We start from the raw sequence: 18165 nt of genomic DNA on the forward strand, positions 1-18165 counted from the left end.
TGGTGAAATTAGAAAAGGAGTGATTATTGATGGTAAATTTGAACAAGATTGAGCTTAAGAAAAAGGGACAGTCCATTAATCTTACTAAAAACAACAATAATATCGGAGAAATTTTAGTAAATCTCCAATGGGATCAACAAGTTAAAGCAAAATCTACTGGATTCCTTTCTTCCCTACTCGGTGGAAAACCTAAAGGTGTAGACTTAGACCTAGGTTGCTTATATGAATTAAATAACGGCGAAAAAGGCTGCGTACAAGCTTTAGGTAACGCTTTTGGCACACTAAAGCAAGCACCCTATATGGAACTCGATGGTGATGATCGTACTGGTTCCATATCAGGAGGAGAAAACCTGAGAATTAACGGAAATAAAATAACAGATATAAAAAGAATTTTGGTGTATTCATTTATCTATCAAGGGGTAGCCAATTGGGCAGAAGCAGATGGAGTTGTTACATTAACATATCCGGCTGGACCAGCTATTGAAGTGAAGCTAGATGAACATCGTAATGGACAAATAATGTGTGCAGTCGCAATGATTGAAAATATAAATAATGAGACATTTAAAATTGAACGCTTAGTAGAATACTTCAAGGGTCATAAAGAGATGGATCATGCGTATAACTGGGGTATGAATTGGGTAGCAGGATCAAAATAATATGTTTCGTCATCAAAAAAACAACCACTTAGGGTTGTTTTTTTTAATCACTACTATTTTTTAGTAGGCACGACCGAACCATACAGTATGTTTCGAATCTTTCCCACAGTTAATACATGTTGCTTTTTCAGTTGGTGGGTTGAATGGAATATTACGAGTCGTAAATTTCGTTTCATTCTTCACATTCTCTTCACAAGCATCCTCCCCACACCATCCTGCAAGAATCCATCCAGGAATTGTGCCATTTTCCGTTGAATCCGTAAGATGTTGTTTTAATTGCTCTAGAGAATCTACATTTGTATGGGAATTCTCATCACGGAATGCACGAGCTTTCTCCAGTAAACGTGTTTGCATAGTAGTTAACTCTTCTTCAATACGTTCTACTATAACAGCAATTTCTACTGATTCTTTTTCGATCAGGTCACGTACTTTGATCAGTGCTTGATTGTTCTCTAAATCACGAGGTCCTAATTCAATACGAACCGGTACACCTTTAAGCTCCCATTCATTGAATTTATAACCAGGAGATTGATCTGAATCGTCAAGTCGAACACGAATACCTTTTGCTTTTAATGCAGCATATAGCTCATCTAATTTCTCCATAATTGCAGGGTTCTTCTTCCAAGGACCCACAGGAATTAGCACTACTTGAGTTGGTGCAACACGTGGAGGTAATACAAGACCCTGTTCATCACCATGTACCATAATAACTGAACCGATTAAACGAGTAGATGTTCCCCAAGACGTTGTATGCACATGCTGATGCTTGTTTTCTTTGTTTAAGTATTTGATATCAAATGCTTCCGCAAATTTTGTTCCAAGGTAATGAGAAGTCCCAGCTTGAACAGCTTTTCCGTCTTTCATCATAGCTTCGATAGAATAGGTATCTACAGCTCCTGCAAAACGTTCGGAAGGTGTTTTTTGACCATCATATACAGGAATTGCTAAAAGCTCCTCTACAACCTCTTTATAGATGTTAAGCATCTGCATTGTTTCCTGACGTGCCTCTTCCTCGTCTACGTGTGCTGTATGTCCTTCTTGCCATAAAAATTCAGAAGTACGGATAAATGGAAGTGTTTTCTTTTCCCAACGAAAAACGTTAGCCCATTGGTTAATAAGAACTGGCAGATCACGATAACTCTTAATCCAATTCGAATACAAATGACCAATCATTGTTTCTGATGTTGGGCGTAATGCTAAACGCTCTTCTAATTTTTCACCAGCTGCCTCAGTAACCCATGGTAATTCTGGCGCAAACCCTTCAATATGATCCTTTTCTTTTTGGAAGAAAGATTCAGGAATTAGCATTGGGAAATAAGCATTACGGTGACCTGTTTCTTTAAAACGTCTGTTCATCTCATCTTGAATATGCTCCCAAATTTCAAAGCCATCTGGTTTAAAAGCAATACACCCACGAACTGGTGTGTAATCCATTAAATCTGCCTTCTGAATCGTGTCAATATACCATTTAGTAAAATCGTTTTGCTGTTGATTTGTCATTTATATTCCTCCTATTTACATCAATGAAAAAAGCACAAAGTCATCCTCGTAAAAGGACGTCTCTGTGCTGAATAGACGTGGTACCACCTTAGTTTAGCTTAAAAATTTTAAGCCCTCTAAACGTTTGTTAACGAAAACGAGTCGGTTATGTTTACATAACATCTCCGTGATAGGTTTCAATAAGAAGCGGTGGTATAGCTTTCAGCATTGGCCATACTTTCTGTTTCACAATTCTCATTTACTTGGTCACTTCGTAGATTGTATTACTAATAATATACCAAATATCCTACTTTAATACAATGTGAATAAAGCTCTGCTAATAATTTTATGTTTTTTATGTAAAGAGCAAGCCTTGGAACTTGCGATTATCTTAGGGGAACTTACGATTAAAAAATTCTAATTTGCGATTTGTGGTTAGTATCTTGCGATTCACCCATTTAAACACTTTCGAGTATCTTAACCTATAAAACTTTTTCATGGAGGAATTGGCGTGGGTTACTTTGTAAACGTAGAACAAGGTGTGAATTTATTTGTAGAGGATATCAATCCTAGTGCAAGCAAGACAATTGTGTTTTTACATGGTTGGCCTTTAAACCATGAACAATTCGAATATCAGTATGATGTTCTGCCATCAATGGGATATCGCTGTATTGGTATTGACTGGAGAGGATTTGGAAAGTCAGATAGACCAATCCATGGCTACAACTTTGACAGACTAGCAGATGACATCCATGCAGTAGTTAAATCACTCCAGTTAACCAACTTTACGCTAGCTGGCCATTCTACAGGAGGAGCAATCGCTATACGATATGCGACTCGTCACAATGCTTACGGATTATCGAGACTGATTCTAATAGACGCCGCTGCTCCAACTGGATTTACACAGGAAACAGCGAACCGACTTCTTACAGAAACATTAAACGACCGACCTAAAATGATGCAAGGTGTAACAGATACTTTTTTCTTTCAATATATTTCTGCCCCATTCTCTAATTGGTTTAATGGATTAGGACTACAAGCAGCTGGTTGGTCCACAGCAGCAATTATCAACACTTTAAGAGATGAAAAGCTTGGTACAGATCTTCCTAAAATAACAGTTCCTACATTAATCGTTCATGGTGTACATGACAAGCTTGTGCCATTTAAACAAGCTCAAGAACTTAACGAAGCCATAAAAAATTCGCATCTCGTTCCATTTCACTATAGCGGACATGGGCTTTTCTGGGAAGAACGAGAAAAATTTAACGAGCTAATCAAACAGTTTGTTGGATAGGTTTTACTTACTATTAGAATTGGTTCACGGGAGGGCTTAATAAGCTATCTTGTGAATCTTTTCAAACTCTACCTTTAAGAGACTCGCTTACTAAAGTACATATATAGTTTAAAAAATTAAATGAAAGTGGATCTTTATCAAACAATAATAAATTTTACATGTTTGCACGAGCAAATTTATATGCAACTAGATTTAACAACTATGTATCCCCACCCGGGAGTGCAAAGTTAAAAAACACTTCTAGTTAGCTTTATTTTTCATCTCTTGAAACAGTAGTATATAATGAACATTATAAACATTCTTAAGGGAGTACGAGTTCATGCAAACATTGAAAAAACTTTCCGATCGACTCTTTTACCTGCCTGCATATCAAAAGACAGATCGACCGATATTAGCTGCTATTGTAGGGGACAAACAGACTCTACTGATTGATGCTGGTAATTCTTCTAATCACGCTAAATACTTTAAAGAGCAATTAGCTTCCTATCATCTCACCGGGGATATTCTGGCTCTCACACATTGGCATTGGGATCATGTATTTGGCTTACGTGAAATGGATGTTCCTTCAGTTTCCAATTCCATGACCTATAACAAAGTAAAAGAACTTCAAAAGCTATCATGGGAAGACAAGGAGTTGGATGGACGTGTCGAAGCAGGGATTGAAATTCCTTTTTGTGCAGATGCGATAAAGCTAGAGCTAGGAAGTATGCGAGAAGTTATCATACCAGATCCCACTATCATTTTTGACAAGCAAATCAAACTTAATATAGGTGGGGTTAACTGTATCATTGAACATGTTGGTGGAGATCATTCACCTGATTCGAATCTCATTTATATAGCAGAGGAAAAGACATTATTTCTTGGGGACTGTCTCTATGCAAATATGTACGCAGAAAAGTGGCATTATACCATTGAAAAGATGTATAAGCTTTTGGAGAAAATTGAAGGCTATGACGCAGAAATCTTCTTCCTATCTCATCATCCAGCACCTTTAACAAAGGATGAATTTACTTCCTTTGTATCATTATTGAAGACAAGTGCAGAATTAACAAATAAACATAAAGGAAAAATAGAGGCAATTGCAGAAGAGATGTCCTCTCATTTTGGCCGTGACGTGACGGAAGACGATTTAGAAATAATCGAGTACTTTGTAAATGGTTATGCGTAACATGTATCGTTGCTTAAGAGAATTGCCCTAGATTCCAAAGGAGTGCAGAGTTTGCCGTGTTGATTCCTAACTATTGTAGGAACACACTAAATGATCAAAAGCTTTGTGGTAGCTTGTAAACATATAAAGCCCAAGAGGTGATTTCTCTTGGGCTTATTCTTATTACTATTGAAACCGTGAGTAATTTCTTTTTCTATTTATAGTACAACTATGTTATCTACATTTTTCCAAAAAAAGAACCCTTGAAATATCAAGGGTTCTTTGCTTTTATACCGGTGGCCGGGGTCGAACCGGCACATCCAGAGGATACGGGATTTTGAGTCCCGCGCGTCTGCCAATTCCGCCACACCGGCAAAATAAATACTAGGCAGTTATTAAATCATTTTTAAAAATTGGAGGCGGCAACCGGATTTGAACCGGTGATAAAGGTGTTGCAGACCTGTGCCTTACCACTTGGCTATGCCGCCGTAAAGTAATTGGAGCGGAAGACGAGGTTCGAACTCGCGACCCCCACCTTGGCAAGGTGGTGTTCTACCACTGAACTACTTCCGCAAACTGGGGTACCTGGATTCGAACCAGGGCATGATGGAATCAAAATCCATTGCCTTACCGCTTGGCTATACCCCAATGGGGCGACTGAGGGGAATTGAACCCCCGAATGCCGGAATCACAATCCGGTGCGTTAACCACTTCGCCACAACCGCCACAAATAAAAAAAGAGCTAACTACTAAGGAATATGGGGCGACTGAGGGGAATTGAACCCCCGAATGTCGGAATCACAATCCGATGCGTTAACCACTTCGCCACAACCGCCATTATTCAAAGCTAACTAAAAAAAATTGGCAGGGGCAGTAGGAATCGAACCCACATCAAAGGTTTTGGAGACCTCTATTCTACCGTTAAACTATGCCCCTAAAAACTGGTGGTGGGGGACGGATTCGAACCGCCGAACCCGAAGGAGCGGATTTACAGTCCGCCGCGTTTAGCCACTTCGCTACCCCACCAGTGTATGGTGCCGGAAAAAGGACTTGAACCCTCAACCTACTGATTACAAGTCAGTTGCTCTACCAGTTGAGCTATTCCGGCGTATAAATATGGTGGCTCAGGACGGAATCGAACCGCCGACACAAGGATTTTCAGTCCTTTGCTCTACCGACTGAGCTACTGAGCCAAATTCGATTGTGCTAAGCTGCGAATCTCTTTGTCAGCTTCATTCGTTCAGTTAGTCACGTACTTTAGTACGTTCCTTCCATCACTCAATCGCTTCCTCGACCTTCTTGCTTATCACCAATCTTTTAAAAAATGGCGGTCCCGACCGGGATCGAACCGGCGATCTCCTGCGTGACAGGCAGGCATGTTAACCGCTACACCACGGGACCATTTGGTTGCGGGGACAGGATTTGAACCTGCGACCTTCGGGTTATGAGCCCGACGAGCTACCACTGCTCCACCCCGCGACAATACTATAATTGCTAATTTGTTTCAAAAGAAATGGTGGAGGATGACGGGCTCGAACCGCCGACCCTCTGCTTGTAAGGCAGATGCTCTCCCAGCTGAGCTAATCCTCCTGGGTTAAATTACGATAAGCTTCGCATCTCTGCGTCAACTTCATTCGTTCAATTTAATAAATGGTGACCCCTACGGGATTCGAACCCGTGTTACCGCCGTGAAAGGGCGGTGTCTTAACCGCTTGACCAAGGGGCCATACTTTTATGTAGAAAACTAATCTGGCGGAGAGCAAGGGATTTGAACCCTTGAGACAGTTTAACCCGCCTACACGATTTCCAATCGTGCTCCTTCGGCCACTCGGACAGCTCTCCTAAAATGGCTCCGAAGGTAGGACTCGAACCTACGACCAATCGATTAACAGTCGATTGCTCTACCACTGAGCTACTTCGGAATAATACAGCCTAGCAACGTCCTACTCTCACAGGGGGAGACCCCCAACTACCATCGGCGCTGAAGAGCTTAACTTCCGTGTTCGGTATGGGAACGGGTGTGACCTCTTCGCCATCATCACTAGACCTTATTAATTTGAAAGACAATACTTAGTATAACAAAACTAGAAAATAATTCAAGCTTTTTTTTATATTTTTTTTGTACTTTCAAAACTGGATAAACGACATTGTTACGTTAAACAAAATTTGGTTAAGTCCTCGATCGATTAGTATTCGTCAGCTGCACGTGTCGCCACGCTTCCACCCCGAACCTATCTACCTCATCGTCTTTGAGGGATCTTACTTACTTGCGTAATGGGAAATCTCATCTTGAGGGGGGCTTCGTGCTTAGATGCTTTCAGCACTTATCCCGTCCACACATAGCTACCCAGCGATGCTCTTGGCAGAACAACTGGTACACCAGCGGTGTGTCCATCCCGGTCCTCTCGTACTAAGGACAGCTCCTCTCAAATTTCCTACGCCCACGACGGATAGGGACCGAACTGTCTCACGACGTTCTGAACCCAGCTCGCGTACCGCTTTAATGGGCGAACAGCCCAACCCTTGGGACCGACTACAGCCCCAGGATGCGATGAGCCGACATCGAGGTGCCAAACCTCCCCGTCGATGTGGACTCTTGGGGGAGATAAGCCTGTTATCCCCGGGGTAGCTTTTATCCGTTGAGCGATGGCCCTTCCATGCGGAACCACCGGATCACTAAGCCCGTCTTTCGACCCTGCTCGACTTGTAGGTCTCGCAGTCAAGCTCCCTTCTGCCTTTACACTCTTCGAATGATTTCCAACCATTCTGAGGGAACCTTTGGGCGCCTCCGTTACACTTTAGGAGGCGACCGCCCCAGTCAAACTACCCGCCTGACACTGTCTCCTACCCGGGTTACGGGTATGGGTTAGAATTTCAATACAACCAGGGCAGTATCCCACCGACGCCTCCTCCGAAGCTGGCGCTCCGGGCTCTAAGGCTCCTGCCTATCCTGTACAAGTTGCACCAAAATTCAATATCAAGCTATAGTAAAGCTCCACGGGGTCTTTCCGTCCTGTCGCGGGTAACCTGCATCTTCACAGGTACTATAATTTCACCGAGTCTCTCGTTGAGACAGTGCCCAGATCGTTACGCCTTTCGTGCGGGTCGGAACTTACCCGACAAGGAATTTCGCTACCTTAGGACCGTTATAGTTACGGCCGCCGTTTACTGGGGCTTCAATTCGCACCTTCGCTTGCGCTAAGCACTCCTCTTAACCTTCCAGCACCGGGCAGGCGTCAGCCCATATACTTCACCTTACGGTTTTGCATAGACCTGTGTTTTTGCTAAACAGTCGCCTGGGCCTATTCACTGCGGCTCTTCTAGGCTATGAACCCAAAAGAGCACCCCTTCTCCCGAAGTTACGGGGTCATTTTGCCGAGTTCCTTAACGAGAGTTCTCTCGCTCACCTTAGGATTCTCTCCTCGACTACCTGTGTCGGTTTGCGGTACGGGCACCTTTCACCTCGCTAGAGGCTTTTCTTGGCAGTGTGAAATCAGGAACTCTAGACATACGTCCTCGCCATCACAGCTCAATGTTAAAGAATGCGGATTTGCCTACATTCACACCTTACTGCTTGGACATGCATAACCAACAGCATGCTTACCCTATCCTTCTGCGTCCCCCCATTACTCAAACGGTGGTTTGGTGGTACAGGAATATCAACCTGTTATCCATCGCCTACGCCTATCGGCCTCGGCTTAGGTCCCGACTAACCCTGAGCGGACGAGCCTTCCTCAGGAAACCTTAGTCATACGGTGGACGGGATTCTCACCCGTCTTTCGCTACTCATACCGGCATTCTCACTTCTAAGCGCTCCACCAGTCCTTCCGGTCTGACTTCAACGCCCTTAGAACGCTCTCCTACCACTGATACCAAAGGTATCAATCCACAGCTTCGGTGATTTGTTTAGCCCCGATACATTTTCGGCGCAGCGTCACTCGACCAGTGAGCTATTACGCACTCTTTAAATGATGGCTGCTTCTAAGCCAACATCCTGGTTGTCTAAGCAACGCCACATCCTTTTCCACTTAACAAATACTTTGGGACCTTAGCTGGTGGTCTGGGCTGTTTCCCTCTTGACTACGGATCTTATCACTCGCAGTCTGACTCCCAAACATAAATCATTGGCATTCGGAGTTTGTCTGAATTCGGTAACCCGGGATGGGCCCCTAGTCCAAACAGTGCTCTACCTCCAAGATTCTAACGTTTGAGGCTAGCCCTAAAGCTATTTCGGAGAGAACCAGCTATCTCCAGGTTCGATTGGAATTTCTCCGCTACCCACACCTCATCCCCGCACTTTTCAACGTGCGTGGGTTCGGACCTCCAGTAAGTGTTACCTTACCTTCATCCTGGACATGGGTAGATCACCTGGTTTCGGGTCTACGACCACATACTCATTCGCCCTATTCAGACTCGCTTTCGCTGCGGCTCCGTCTTCTCGACTTAACCTTGCATGGGATCGTAACTCGCCGGTTCATTCTACAAAAGGCACGCTATCACCCATTAACGGGCTCTAACTACTTGTAGGCACACGGTTTCAGGATCTATTTCACTCCCCTTCCGGGGTGCTTTTCACCTTTCCCTCACGGTACTGGTTCACTATCGGTCACTAGGTAGTATTTAGCCTTGGGAGATGGTCCTCCCAGATTCCGACGGAATTTCACGTGTTCCGCCGTACTCAGGATACACTCAAGAGAGAATGAATTTTAGACTACGGGGCTTTTACCCTATCCTGCGGACCTTTCCAGATCGCTTCGTCTAACTCATTCCTTTGTAACTCTATGTAGAGTGTCCTACAACCCCAAAAGGCAAGCCTTTTGGTTTGGGCTATTCCCGTTTCGCTCGCCGCTACTCAGGGAATCGAATTTTCTTTCTCTTCCTCCAGGTACTTAGATGTTTCAGTTCCCTGGGTGTGTCTCAGATGCGCTATGTATTCACGCAAATGTACTGCTCCATTACGAACAGTGGGTTTCCCCATTCGGAAATCTCCGGATCAAAGCTCACTTACAGCTCCCCGAAGCATATCGGTGTTAGTGCCGTCCTTCGTCGACTCCTAGTGCCAAGGCATTCACCGTGCGCCCTTATTAACTTAACCTAAAAGTTAAAAAGTCTTACACGTTGTGATTACGTAAATAATCACAACAGAATTTCTTGTTGTTTATTGTTTCAATGTCGTTTTATCCAGTTTTCAAAGAACAAATAATAATCTTTGGTGGAGCCTAGCGGGATCGAACCGCTGACCTCCTGCGTGCAAGGCAGGCGCTCTCCCAGCTGAGCTAAGGCCCCGGGATTTAAAAAGGGTATGGTGGGCCTAAATGGACTCGAACCATCGACCTCACGCTTATCAGGCGTGCGCTCTAACCAGCTGAGCTATAGGCCCTCTTTGAATTTCCATATAATAAATATGAACATTCAAAACTGAACTGCAAAACGTTAAGATACGAATAAAGATTCGTATTCCGATATTATCCTTAGAAAGGAGGTGATCCAGCCGAACCTTCCGATACGGCTACCTTGTTACGACTTCACCCCAATCATCTGTCCCACCTTCGGCGGCTGGCTCCCATAAGGGTTACCCCACCGACTTCGGGTGTTACAAACTCTCGTGGTGTGACGGGCGGTGTGTACAAGGCCCGGGAACGTATTCACCGTGGCATGCTGATCCACGATTACTAGCGATTCCGGCTTCATGTAGGCGAGTTGCAGCCTACAATCCGAACTGAGAACGGTTTTATGGGATTTGCTCACCCTCGCGGGGTTGCGACCCTCTGTACCGTCCATTGTAGCACGTGTGTAGCCCAGGTCATAAGGGGCATGATGATTTGACGTCATCCCCACCTTCCTCCGGTTTATCACCGGCAGTCACCTTAGAGTGCCCAACTAAATGCTGGCAACTAAGATCAAGGGTTGCGCTCGTTGCGGGACTTAACCCAACATCTCACGACACGAGCTGACGACAACCATGCACCACCTGTCACCGCTGTCCCCGAAGGGAAAAGCCTATCTCTAGGCCGGTCAGCGGGATGTCAAGACCTGGTAAGGTTCTTCGCGTTGCTTCGAATTAAACCACATGCTCCACCGCTTGTGCGGGCCCCCGTCAATTCCTTTGAGTTTCAGTCTTGCGACCGTACTCCCCAGGCGGAGTGCTTAATGCGTTAGCTGCAGCACTAAGGGGCGGAAACCCCCTAACACTTAGCACTCATCGTTTACGGCGTGGACTACCAGGGTATCTAATCCTGTTTGCTCCCCACGCTTTCGCGCCTCAGCGTCAGTTACAGACCAGAAAGCCGCCTTCGCCACTGGTGTTCCTCCAAATCTCTACGCATTTCACCGCTACACTTGGAATTCCGCTTTCCTCTTCTGTACTCAAGTCCCCCAGTTTCCAATGACCTTCCACGGTTGAGCCGTGGGATTTCACATCAGACTTAAAGGACCGCCTGCGCGCGCTTTACGCCCAATAATTCCGGACAACGCTTGCCACCTACGTATTACCGCGGCTGCTGGCACGTAGTTAGCCGTGGCTTTCTAATGAGGTACCGTCAAGGTACGAGCAGTTACTCTCGTACTTGTTCTTCCCTCACAACAGAGTTTTACGATCCGAAAACCTTCTTCACTCACGCGGCATTGCTCCATCAGACTTTCGTCCATTGTGGAAGATTCCCTACTGCTGCCTCCCGTAGGAGTCTGGGCCGTGTCTCAGTCCCAGTGTGGCCGATCACCCTCTCAGGTCGGCTACGCATCGTCGCCTTGGTGAGCCGTTACCTCACCAACTAGCTAATGCGCCGCGGGCCCATCCTGTAGTGACAGCGAGATGCCGTCTTTTAACATCTCCCCATGAGAGGAAATGGATTATTCGGTATTAGCCCCGGTTTCCCGGAGTTATCCCAATCTACAGGGCAGGTTGCCCACGTGTTACTCACCCGTCCGCCGCTAAATCAGAAGAAGCAAGCTTCTTCGTCATTCGCTCGACTTGCATGTATTAGGCATGCCGCCAGCGTTCGTCCTGAGCCAGGATCAAACTCTCCATAATAGTTCACCTTCAGTATGCAGAGCACATTGAGAGCGAACAAATTAGAACTAGTTTAAAAGCTCATTTTGTTTTGCTGGCATCATCATTAAATGATGTCCAAAATTGTTTTGCTATCATACTAACTAAGTTAGTTGAAAGCTATGTTTCTTAACGTTTTGCATGTTCAGTTTTCAATGTTCATTTTGTTGTGTCGTTTTTTGCGACTTCTCTAATTTACCATCGTACTCGGTAAGTGTCAAGAAGTTTTTCTAAAAAACTTTTTCACTATTATTTGTTTGAAATAGTTTGTGTTGTTTTTGACGACGCTTATTATAATACCATGCATTTATTTATTATGTCAACAATAAAAACGAACAAATTTCATTGTTCGTTTTTAAATGTTGTTTCTACATCATCACTTTGTAGTATCTATGCATGATCGCGTTGCTTTTGGTTTGCTGTTCTTCAATTGAAATATACCCTTTATCTATTAGAAACTCGATAAAAACCTCTAAATCTACAGAGTAGTTTTTAAGCTCTTCTTGCTCATGAATTTCTTGGATCGTCCAAAACTCTTTTGAGCCAAGTACTTCTATAATGTGTTGTGCTCCATCTTTTGATCGGGAATGAATCAAAAAGTCACTCGCTAAAAACAAAAGCTCTAATCTTTTTTCTAATGATTCATCACTAGAGATTAACTCATCGTACAATTTATATATAGAAGGATCTAATGCTTTTACTTGATTCCATACCATCACTTCTGGGTGCATACCATTTTCAAAAACAGCTAATCGTGCTAGATGATGTAAAGAATCTACCATATGATTATAAGCATCTAAGAAATTACGTTGTTCAAAAAAAAGCTTTCCTTCTAAATACCGTCTCGTTAGTTTGGCAAACTCTATACCCATTCGAGCTTTTCTTCCGTTTATCGGAAATACGTATAGCTCTTGTTTTAAACTTTCTACATATTCATTGCGATCAAATACCACGCGACCGTTGATTAACCAATCCACCAGTTTCGGGTTAGTTCCCAACAAGAGCCATTTTCTTAACTGCTTTTCTGTAATTATATGAAGCGCAGTTTTTTTATCCTCATACGTATAATGCTTTGTAAAAACAGGTACCTCAGATTCTTTCGTTAATATTAATAAAATAGAGTCAAACATATCTGTAATAGGACTAAAATCTGCCCGTTTCTCTACTAAAATAACACCAAGTGTATTAGGTTCACTTGCTCTTTCTTGATAAATCGGTCTCAATAACGCTTCCAAAATGAAGCCTCCTTTATTTACTTCTACTATAAATTTTCGACAACTTTTCTATATTTCCTTCTATAATTCATTCCTAACTTAACTTTATACTAAAATATGATATAGTGTATGTAGAAATTAGGAGGCTGAAAAATGAAACCCTATAAAAACAAAATAAATCGTATACGTTCGTTTGCACTTGGACTTATATTCTTTGGTTTTATCATTATGTACGGTGCAATCTTTTTTAAAGATAACGGTATATTAGTTACCATTTTCGTAACGCTGGGGCTACTATCTATTTTAGCTAGTACAGCAGTCTATGGTTGGATTGGATTATTATCAACAAAAGCAGTGCCTGTTGTATGTCCTAACTGTGGTAAGCATACTAAAGTATTAGGTAGAGTAGATATGTGTATGTATTGTAAAGAACCTTTAACGCTAGATCCTAATCTTGAAGGTCAAGAATTTGATGAAGCATTGAATAAAAAAAGATAATGGACACTTTGCTTTTTTAGCAAAGTGTTTTTTCTATTCTAAGTAGGTGGAAGGTGGAAGTGAAAATCCTATGTTTTTTGTCTTAGTATATTGTGGCAAATACAGAGCTTTTGCCAACCTCCACTATACAAATAAAAAACCGAGCGTGTCTTACTACGCTCGGTTTTGCTTATTGAACTTTAGTTGCATGCTCTTTGCATGTTGGACAAACACCGTAAATTTCCATTCGATGATAGCTTACATCAAACCCAGTTAAATGAGAAGCTAAATGTTCTACTTCATCTAATCCAGGATAATGAAAATCAACAATTTTACCGCAAGCGTCGCAAATCATATGATAATGATCATTCGTAACAAAATCAAAACGACTAGAAGAATCGCCATAGGTTAACTCTTTAACGAGTCCTGCTTCTCTAAAAACACGTAAATTATTATAAACCGTTGCAACACTCATGCTAGGAAATTTACTTTCTAGTGCTTTATATATATCGTCCGCTGTGGGATGTGACATAGATTGGATAATAAATTCCAGTATCGCATGGCGTTGAGGTGTAATTCGTACACCAGTCGATTTTAATGTATCTAAAGCATCTCTTAAATGTACTTCCGTCATCGCAATGCACCTCTTTTCATATTCATTCTTTAATTATAATTGTTACAATAAGTATAAATAGAAAGGGCATGAACTGTCAAATTTATTACTCGTTAAGGAAAGATATACATAGATTAGTAACCCTTTTCCAAATCAATCTCATTTTCCAGTGGCTTTTGCTCCATCCAAGCATTTAAATTACTTGAGAAAATTTGTAGCGCCCTTATTACATATTGAGAAGAGTGACTGGAGACATGTGGAGAAACGATTACATTATTCATACTCCAAAATGGGTGTTCTGCGGCAAGTGGTTCCTTCTCAAATACATCCAGTACAGCATATGCGATTTTCTCTTCTTCTAATGCACGTAGTAAGTGTTGTTCTTTCACTAAATCACCACGTCCAAAATTCATAAAGATTGCACTCTGCTTCATAGACTGTAAATGCTCGTATGTGATTAATCCCTTTGTTTGCTCCGTACTCGGTAGAATGGAAATAACAATATCCGCTTTCGGTAAAACTTCATTTAGTTTATCGAAGGTAACTATTTCGTCCATAAATGGAGGTAGTTTTCCACTGCTATTACATCCAATTGTGTGCACGCCAAAAGCCTGTAGTATTCTTCCTACTTCCCCGCCTATTGCACCGGGACCTAATATTATCGCAGTTGAATCTAATAATTCGGTTGGAGACACACGTTTAGACCATTCCCCTTTTCGTTGATTTTCATTGATCAACGGGAGTGACTTCTTAATAGAAAGTATATGGGCTAAGATCGTTTCTGCCATTGGAGTTTTGTGAATTCCTCGTACATTGGTAACGACAATGCCCCGCTTTGCAATTTCCAGTAACGGCATTTTTTCTAAGCCAGCAGAAGCCACCATAATCCATTTTAGCTGTTCGGCAGTTTTGAGGTGAGGTGCATCTATGTCCTCGCCGTACGTAACTAGAATTGACGCTGACTTTAGCAGTTCTTCATTTAAACCTTTTTGAAATATAAATTCTGCATGTGGGAACTTTTTTACTAATTCATCCTGTTGCTCCTGCTTTGGTAAAAAAGAAAACAATATACTCATATTATTGCCCTTCAGTCACTAATGATTTTAATGTTAGAAGTGCTTCTTCTACGTGTCCGTCGACTTTAACTTTATTCCATTCTTTTACGACCGTTCCAGTAGGATCGATTAAAAAAGTAGAACGTTCGATACCCATATACTCTTTTCCAAAATTCTTTTTCAACTTCCATACTCCATATGCCTCTGATACTTCATGCGTATCATCTACTAATAGCGAAAATGGAAGACCATGCTTGTCTATAAATTTTGTATGGGCCTTTTCATCATCTGCGCTAACTCCAAGAATAACTGCATTTAAGTCAGTGAAACTTGTATGAGCCGCTTTAAAATCACATGCTTCCGTTGTACAGCCCGGTGTAGCATCCTTTGGGTAAAAATACAAAACGACATATTTCTTCCCTGCAAAGTCTTTTAATGAAATAATATCTCCTTTTTCATTTTTCAATGAAAAGTTAGGTGCTACCATGCCTTCTAGTTTTTCCATCATAATCCCTCCTATTATATATATATCGTAACGAAGTTAGTCACTTTGTTCAATTTTCTTAGCAATTTTCAATATTATTGTCTACAATTAAGAGGAACTTAAAGAATTAGTATACTAGACAATAATTGAATAGAAACGTTATACTTTCTATCTGTAAACAAACTGAGCGGAGGCTAGGACATTGAAACAAACACAATCAGAAAAAATTCAAATTGAGGCACTAGAACATATAGTAGGTGGTGTAAACAGTCCATCACGATCATATAAAGCAGTAGGTGGAGGAGCACCTATCGTTATGGAAAGAGCAGAAGGTGCTTATTTTTATGACGTGGATGGCAATAAATATATCGACTATTTAGCGGCATACGGACCTATTATTACAGGTCATGCACATCCTCATATTACCGAGGCCATCACAAAAGCGGCACAAACTGGTCTGTTATATGGGACTCCAACAAAACATGAAGTAACCTTTGCAAAAATGTTAAAGGATGCTATTCCCTCAATGGACAAAGTTCGTTTTGTTAACTCAGGAACAGAAGCAGTAATGACAACAATTCGAGTTGCTCGTGCTTATACTGGAAGAACAAAAGTGATGAAATTCGCGGGATGCTATCATGGCCACTTTGATTTAGTACTAGTTGCAGCTGGTTCAGGTCCTGCTACATTAGGTACTCCTGACTCTGCGGGTGTTTCTAAAGAAACAGCGAAAGAAGTAATTACTATTCCATTTAATGATCCAAAAGCTTTTGAGGAGGCTATGGAGAAATGGGGAGACGAATTAGCTTGTATTTTAGTGGAGCCAATCGTAGGAAACTTTGGAATGGTAGAGCCAAATGAAGATTTCCTTCCACTAGTTCATAAATTGGCAAAAGATAAAGGTGCACTAGTTATTTACGATGAAGTAATTACCGCATTCCGTTTCCATTACGGCGCAGCATCTACTATGTTAGAGCAAACACCTGACTTAACAGCATTAGGTAAAATCATCGGTGGAGGTCTTCCAATAGGTGCTTACGGTGGCAGAAAAGAAATTATGGAGCAAGTTGCCCCATTAGGACCAGCATACCAAGCGGGAACTATGGCAGGTAATCCAGCGTCTATGCAAGCGGGTATTGCTTGCTTAGAAGTTTTACAAACTCCTGGGTTATATGATGAACTCGATAGACTAGGTGGACTACTTGAGGTCGGTATTTTAGAAGCAGCCAAGAAAAATAATGTGACCATCACTATTAATCGTATTAAAGGCGCACTTTCCGTTTACTTCACAGATGTGAAAGTAGAGAATTATGAACAAGCAGAAGCAAGTGATGGGGAAATGTTTGCGAAGTTCTTTAAGTTAATGTTAAACCAAGGTATTAACTTGGCACCTTCAAAATACGAAGCTTGGTTTATCACAACTGCGCATTCAGAAAGTGATATTCAAGAAACACTTTCTGCAGTTAATAATGCATTTGCTAAACTTCAATAAACAAGTGCGCTGTTTCTTACGAAAGGATTGGATTTAATGAAATTAGGAGCTCGAATATTTAAAACTGGAGTAGCTATTGTATTTTCTTTATTCATAGCTGAATTACTTCAGCTTCCCAATCCTGTATTTGCAGGAATAGCAGCTATTTTCGCCATTCAACCTTCTATATATAGGTCGTATAAAACAGCCACTGAACAAATTCAAGGGAACTTAATCGGAGCCATTGTTGCAGTTATCTTCTCTTTAGTTTTCGGTAAAGATTATGTAATCGTAGGATTTGCCGCAATCATCACCATTACAATTATGCTTAAACTAAAATTAGAGAAAGCCTTAACACTAGCTCTTGTTACGGTAATTGCGATTATGGAAATACAAGGAGATGACTTTCTACTATTTGCAGTATTACGATTTGCTACCATTCTAGTTGGAGTAATATCTGCTTTTATTGTGAATTTAGTATTTTTACCTCCTAAGTTTGAAAAGAAGCTATTCAATGCAATTCACTATACACAGGACGAAATAATTCGTTGGTTACGAATAGCAGTTCGACAAGCATCCGATCATCAATCGACTAAACAAACCATTAGTCAATTAAATGAAAGACTTGTTCGTGTTGATCAAATATACTCATTCTTTAAAGAAGAACGTGGATACACTAAGAAAGCAAACCACACAAAGGGAAGAAAATTAGTCGTCTACCGCGAATTAATTTCGGCTTCCTATAAAAGCTTAGATGTACTAAAAAAGTTGCATCACCATGAGCATGAATTTACTCTTCTTCCCGAACATTTTCTAATGATGATAAAGGAAAGATTGGATACTCTATTAACCTATCATGAACAGCTCCATTTGAAATTCATCGGTAAGTTAAGACCCGAGCATATTGAAGAGAACGATTCCGAGGCATTTTTACAAAGGCAAGAAGTAATGGATATTTTCGTCAAACAAATTACTATTACACAAATGGAAGAGGAGTTTTCTTCATACCATCTGCTACATTTACTATCTGCTATTTTAAGCTATGAGGAACAATTGGAACATGTGGATAAACTCATCACCTCATATCAAAACTTTCATAGCGAAGAGCTGACTGTTGAAATTGAAGAAACGCCTTATTAAAAAAACTGGTTGATCGTGAGTTTTCTCGCGACCAACCAGTTTTTTTTAGATATTAGTAGTTGGATCGTCCGATTATTGTTTAGCAAA

General features: G+C 41.6%; 11 protein-coding genes, 18 tRNA genes, 3 rRNA genes and 1 other annotated feature. Of the genes, 6 read left to right on the plus strand and 26 right to left on the minus strand.

What is annotated here, in order from left to right:
• Positions 1–29 precede the first annotated feature (29 nt).
• Entirely contained in the window at positions 30–656 is a 627-nt protein-coding gene (locus MKX53_RS14035) for a TerD family protein (protein WP_340912050.1), read from the plus strand.
• Positions 657–716: 60 nt separating this feature from the next.
• Here MKX53_RS14035 and proS read toward each other — a convergent pair whose 3' ends face one another.
• On the minus strand, positions 717–2156 hold the full coding sequence (gene proS, locus MKX53_RS14040) for a proline--tRNA ligase (protein ID WP_340912052.1): 1440 nt from the start codon (positions 2154–2156) through the stop codon (positions 717–719).
• A gap of 49 nt (positions 2157–2205) precedes the next feature.
• Positions 2206–2420, minus strand: a binding site (T-box leader).
• A 226-nt stretch (positions 2421–2646) separates the two neighbouring features.
• On the opposite strand from proS, the gene MKX53_RS14045 reads away from it, so the two are divergent.
• Positions 2647–3429, plus strand: a complete 783-nt coding sequence (locus tag MKX53_RS14045; RefSeq protein ID WP_340912053.1) for an alpha/beta fold hydrolase — start codon at positions 2647–2649, stop codon at positions 3427–3429.
• A gap of 319 nt (positions 3430–3748) precedes the next feature.
• Complete coding sequence (locus tag MKX53_RS14050) at positions 3749–4597, plus strand: MBL fold metallo-hydrolase (protein WP_340912054.1); 849 nt, start codon at positions 3749–3751, stop codon at positions 4595–4597.
• Positions 4598–4867: 270 nt separating this feature from the next.
• Here the strand turns inward: MKX53_RS14050 and MKX53_RS14055 are convergent.
• From MKX53_RS14055 to MKX53_RS14160, 22 genes are all read right to left on the minus strand, one after another.
• Positions 4868–4950 (minus strand) — tRNA-Leu (locus MKX53_RS14055).
• A gap of 40 nt (positions 4951–4990) precedes the next feature.
• Positions 4991–5064 (minus strand) — tRNA-Cys (locus tag MKX53_RS14060).
• 10 nt (positions 5065–5074) lie between these two features.
• Positions 5075–5149, minus strand: a tRNA-Gly gene (locus tag MKX53_RS14065).
• Positions 5150–5152: 3 nt separating this feature from the next.
• Positions 5153–5224, minus strand: a tRNA-Gln gene (locus MKX53_RS14070).
• A 1-nt stretch (position 5225) separates the two neighbouring features.
• Positions 5226–5301 (minus strand) — tRNA-His (locus MKX53_RS14075).
• A gap of 34 nt (positions 5302–5335) precedes the next feature.
• Positions 5336–5411 (minus strand) — tRNA-His (locus MKX53_RS14080).
• Between the two features lie 27 nt (positions 5412–5438).
• Positions 5439–5512: transfer RNA gene (locus MKX53_RS14085), tRNA-Trp, on the minus strand.
• A 6-nt stretch (positions 5513–5518) separates the two neighbouring features.
• Positions 5519–5602 (minus strand) — tRNA-Tyr (locus tag MKX53_RS14090).
• A gap of 6 nt (positions 5603–5608) precedes the next feature.
• A tRNA-Thr gene (locus MKX53_RS14095) sits at positions 5609–5684 on the minus strand.
• A 9-nt stretch (positions 5685–5693) separates the two neighbouring features.
• A tRNA-Phe gene (locus tag MKX53_RS14100) sits at positions 5694–5769 on the minus strand.
• Positions 5770–5901: 132 nt separating this feature from the next.
• Positions 5902–5977, minus strand: a tRNA-Asp gene (locus MKX53_RS14105).
• Positions 5978–5980: 3 nt separating this feature from the next.
• Positions 5981–6055, minus strand: a tRNA-Met gene (locus MKX53_RS14110).
• 35 nt (positions 6056–6090) lie between these two features.
• Positions 6091–6166 (minus strand) — tRNA-Val (locus tag MKX53_RS14115).
• Between the two features lie 61 nt (positions 6167–6227).
• A tRNA-Glu gene (locus MKX53_RS14120) sits at positions 6228–6302 on the minus strand.
• A 24-nt stretch (positions 6303–6326) separates the two neighbouring features.
• Positions 6327–6418 (minus strand) — tRNA-Ser (locus MKX53_RS14125).
• A 5-nt stretch (positions 6419–6423) separates the two neighbouring features.
• A tRNA-Asn gene (locus tag MKX53_RS14130) sits at positions 6424–6498 on the minus strand.
• A gap of 8 nt (positions 6499–6506) precedes the next feature.
• Positions 6507–6622 (minus strand): 5S ribosomal RNA (rrf, locus tag MKX53_RS14135).
• A 120-nt stretch (positions 6623–6742) separates the two neighbouring features.
• Positions 6743–9671 (minus strand): 23S ribosomal RNA (locus MKX53_RS14140).
• Positions 9672–9786: 115 nt separating this feature from the next.
• Positions 9787–9862, minus strand: a tRNA-Ala gene (locus tag MKX53_RS14145).
• Positions 9863–9879: 17 nt separating this feature from the next.
• Positions 9880–9956, minus strand: a tRNA-Ile gene (locus MKX53_RS14150).
• 95 nt (positions 9957–10051) lie between these two features.
• Positions 10052–11606 (minus strand): 16S ribosomal RNA (locus tag MKX53_RS14155).
• The 16S, 23S and 5S rRNA genes sit together here with 18 tRNA genes alongside, the layout of an rRNA operon.
• A 386-nt stretch (positions 11607–11992) precedes the next feature.
• Positions 11993–12859 carry a nucleotidyltransferase-like protein gene (locus MKX53_RS14160; protein ID WP_093538187.1) on the minus strand — a complete coding sequence of 289 codons (867 nt, stop codon included), beginning with the start codon at positions 12857–12859 and terminating at the stop codon, positions 11993–11995.
• 132 nt (positions 12860–12991) lie between these two features.
• Here MKX53_RS14160 and MKX53_RS14165 point away from each other — a divergent pair, with 132 nt between their 5' ends.
• Entirely contained in the window at positions 12992–13336 is a 345-nt protein-coding gene (locus tag MKX53_RS14165) for a YgzB family protein (protein WP_093538186.1), read from the plus strand.
• A 169-nt stretch (positions 13337–13505) separates the two neighbouring features.
• Here MKX53_RS14165 and perR read toward each other — a convergent pair whose 3' ends face one another.
• From perR to bcp, 3 genes are all read right to left on the minus strand, one after another.
• Entirely contained in the window at positions 13506–13949 is a 444-nt protein-coding gene (gene perR / locus MKX53_RS14170) for a peroxide-responsive transcriptional repressor PerR (protein ID WP_139185114.1), read from the minus strand.
• Positions 13950–14062: 113 nt separating this feature from the next.
• A complete protein-coding gene (locus tag MKX53_RS14175; RefSeq protein ID WP_340912055.1) occupies positions 14063–15004 on the minus strand; it encodes a D-2-hydroxyacid dehydrogenase in 942 nt (313 codons plus the stop codon).
• A 1-nt stretch (position 15005) separates the two neighbouring features.
• Complete coding sequence (bcp, locus tag MKX53_RS14180; RefSeq protein WP_340913366.1) at positions 15006–15488, minus strand: thioredoxin-dependent thiol peroxidase; 483 nt, start codon at positions 15486–15488, stop codon at positions 15006–15008.
• 181 nt (positions 15489–15669) lie between these two features.
• Between bcp and MKX53_RS14185 the strand changes: the two genes are divergently transcribed.
• Together MKX53_RS14185 and MKX53_RS14190 are read left to right on the plus strand one after the other, a co-directional pair.
• Positions 15670–16959 (plus strand): glutamate-1-semialdehyde 2,1-aminomutase, encoded by a 1290-nt coding sequence (locus MKX53_RS14185; RefSeq protein ID WP_340912058.1) that lies wholly within the window; start codon positions 15670–15672, stop codon positions 16957–16959.
• Positions 16960–16995: 36 nt separating this feature from the next.
• The gene (locus MKX53_RS14190; RefSeq protein WP_093538182.1) at positions 16996–18078 is read left to right on the plus strand and encodes an FUSC family protein; all 1083 of its coding nucleotides are present in this window, start codon (positions 16996–16998) and stop codon (positions 18076–18078) included.
• The last annotated feature ends 87 nt before the right edge of the window (positions 18079–18165 follow it).

This window comes from Psychrobacillus sp. FSL K6-4615 (genome assembly GCF_038008225.1).
Lineage (GTDB): Bacteria > Bacillota > Bacilli > Bacillales_A > Planococcaceae > Psychrobacillus > Psychrobacillus psychrotolerans.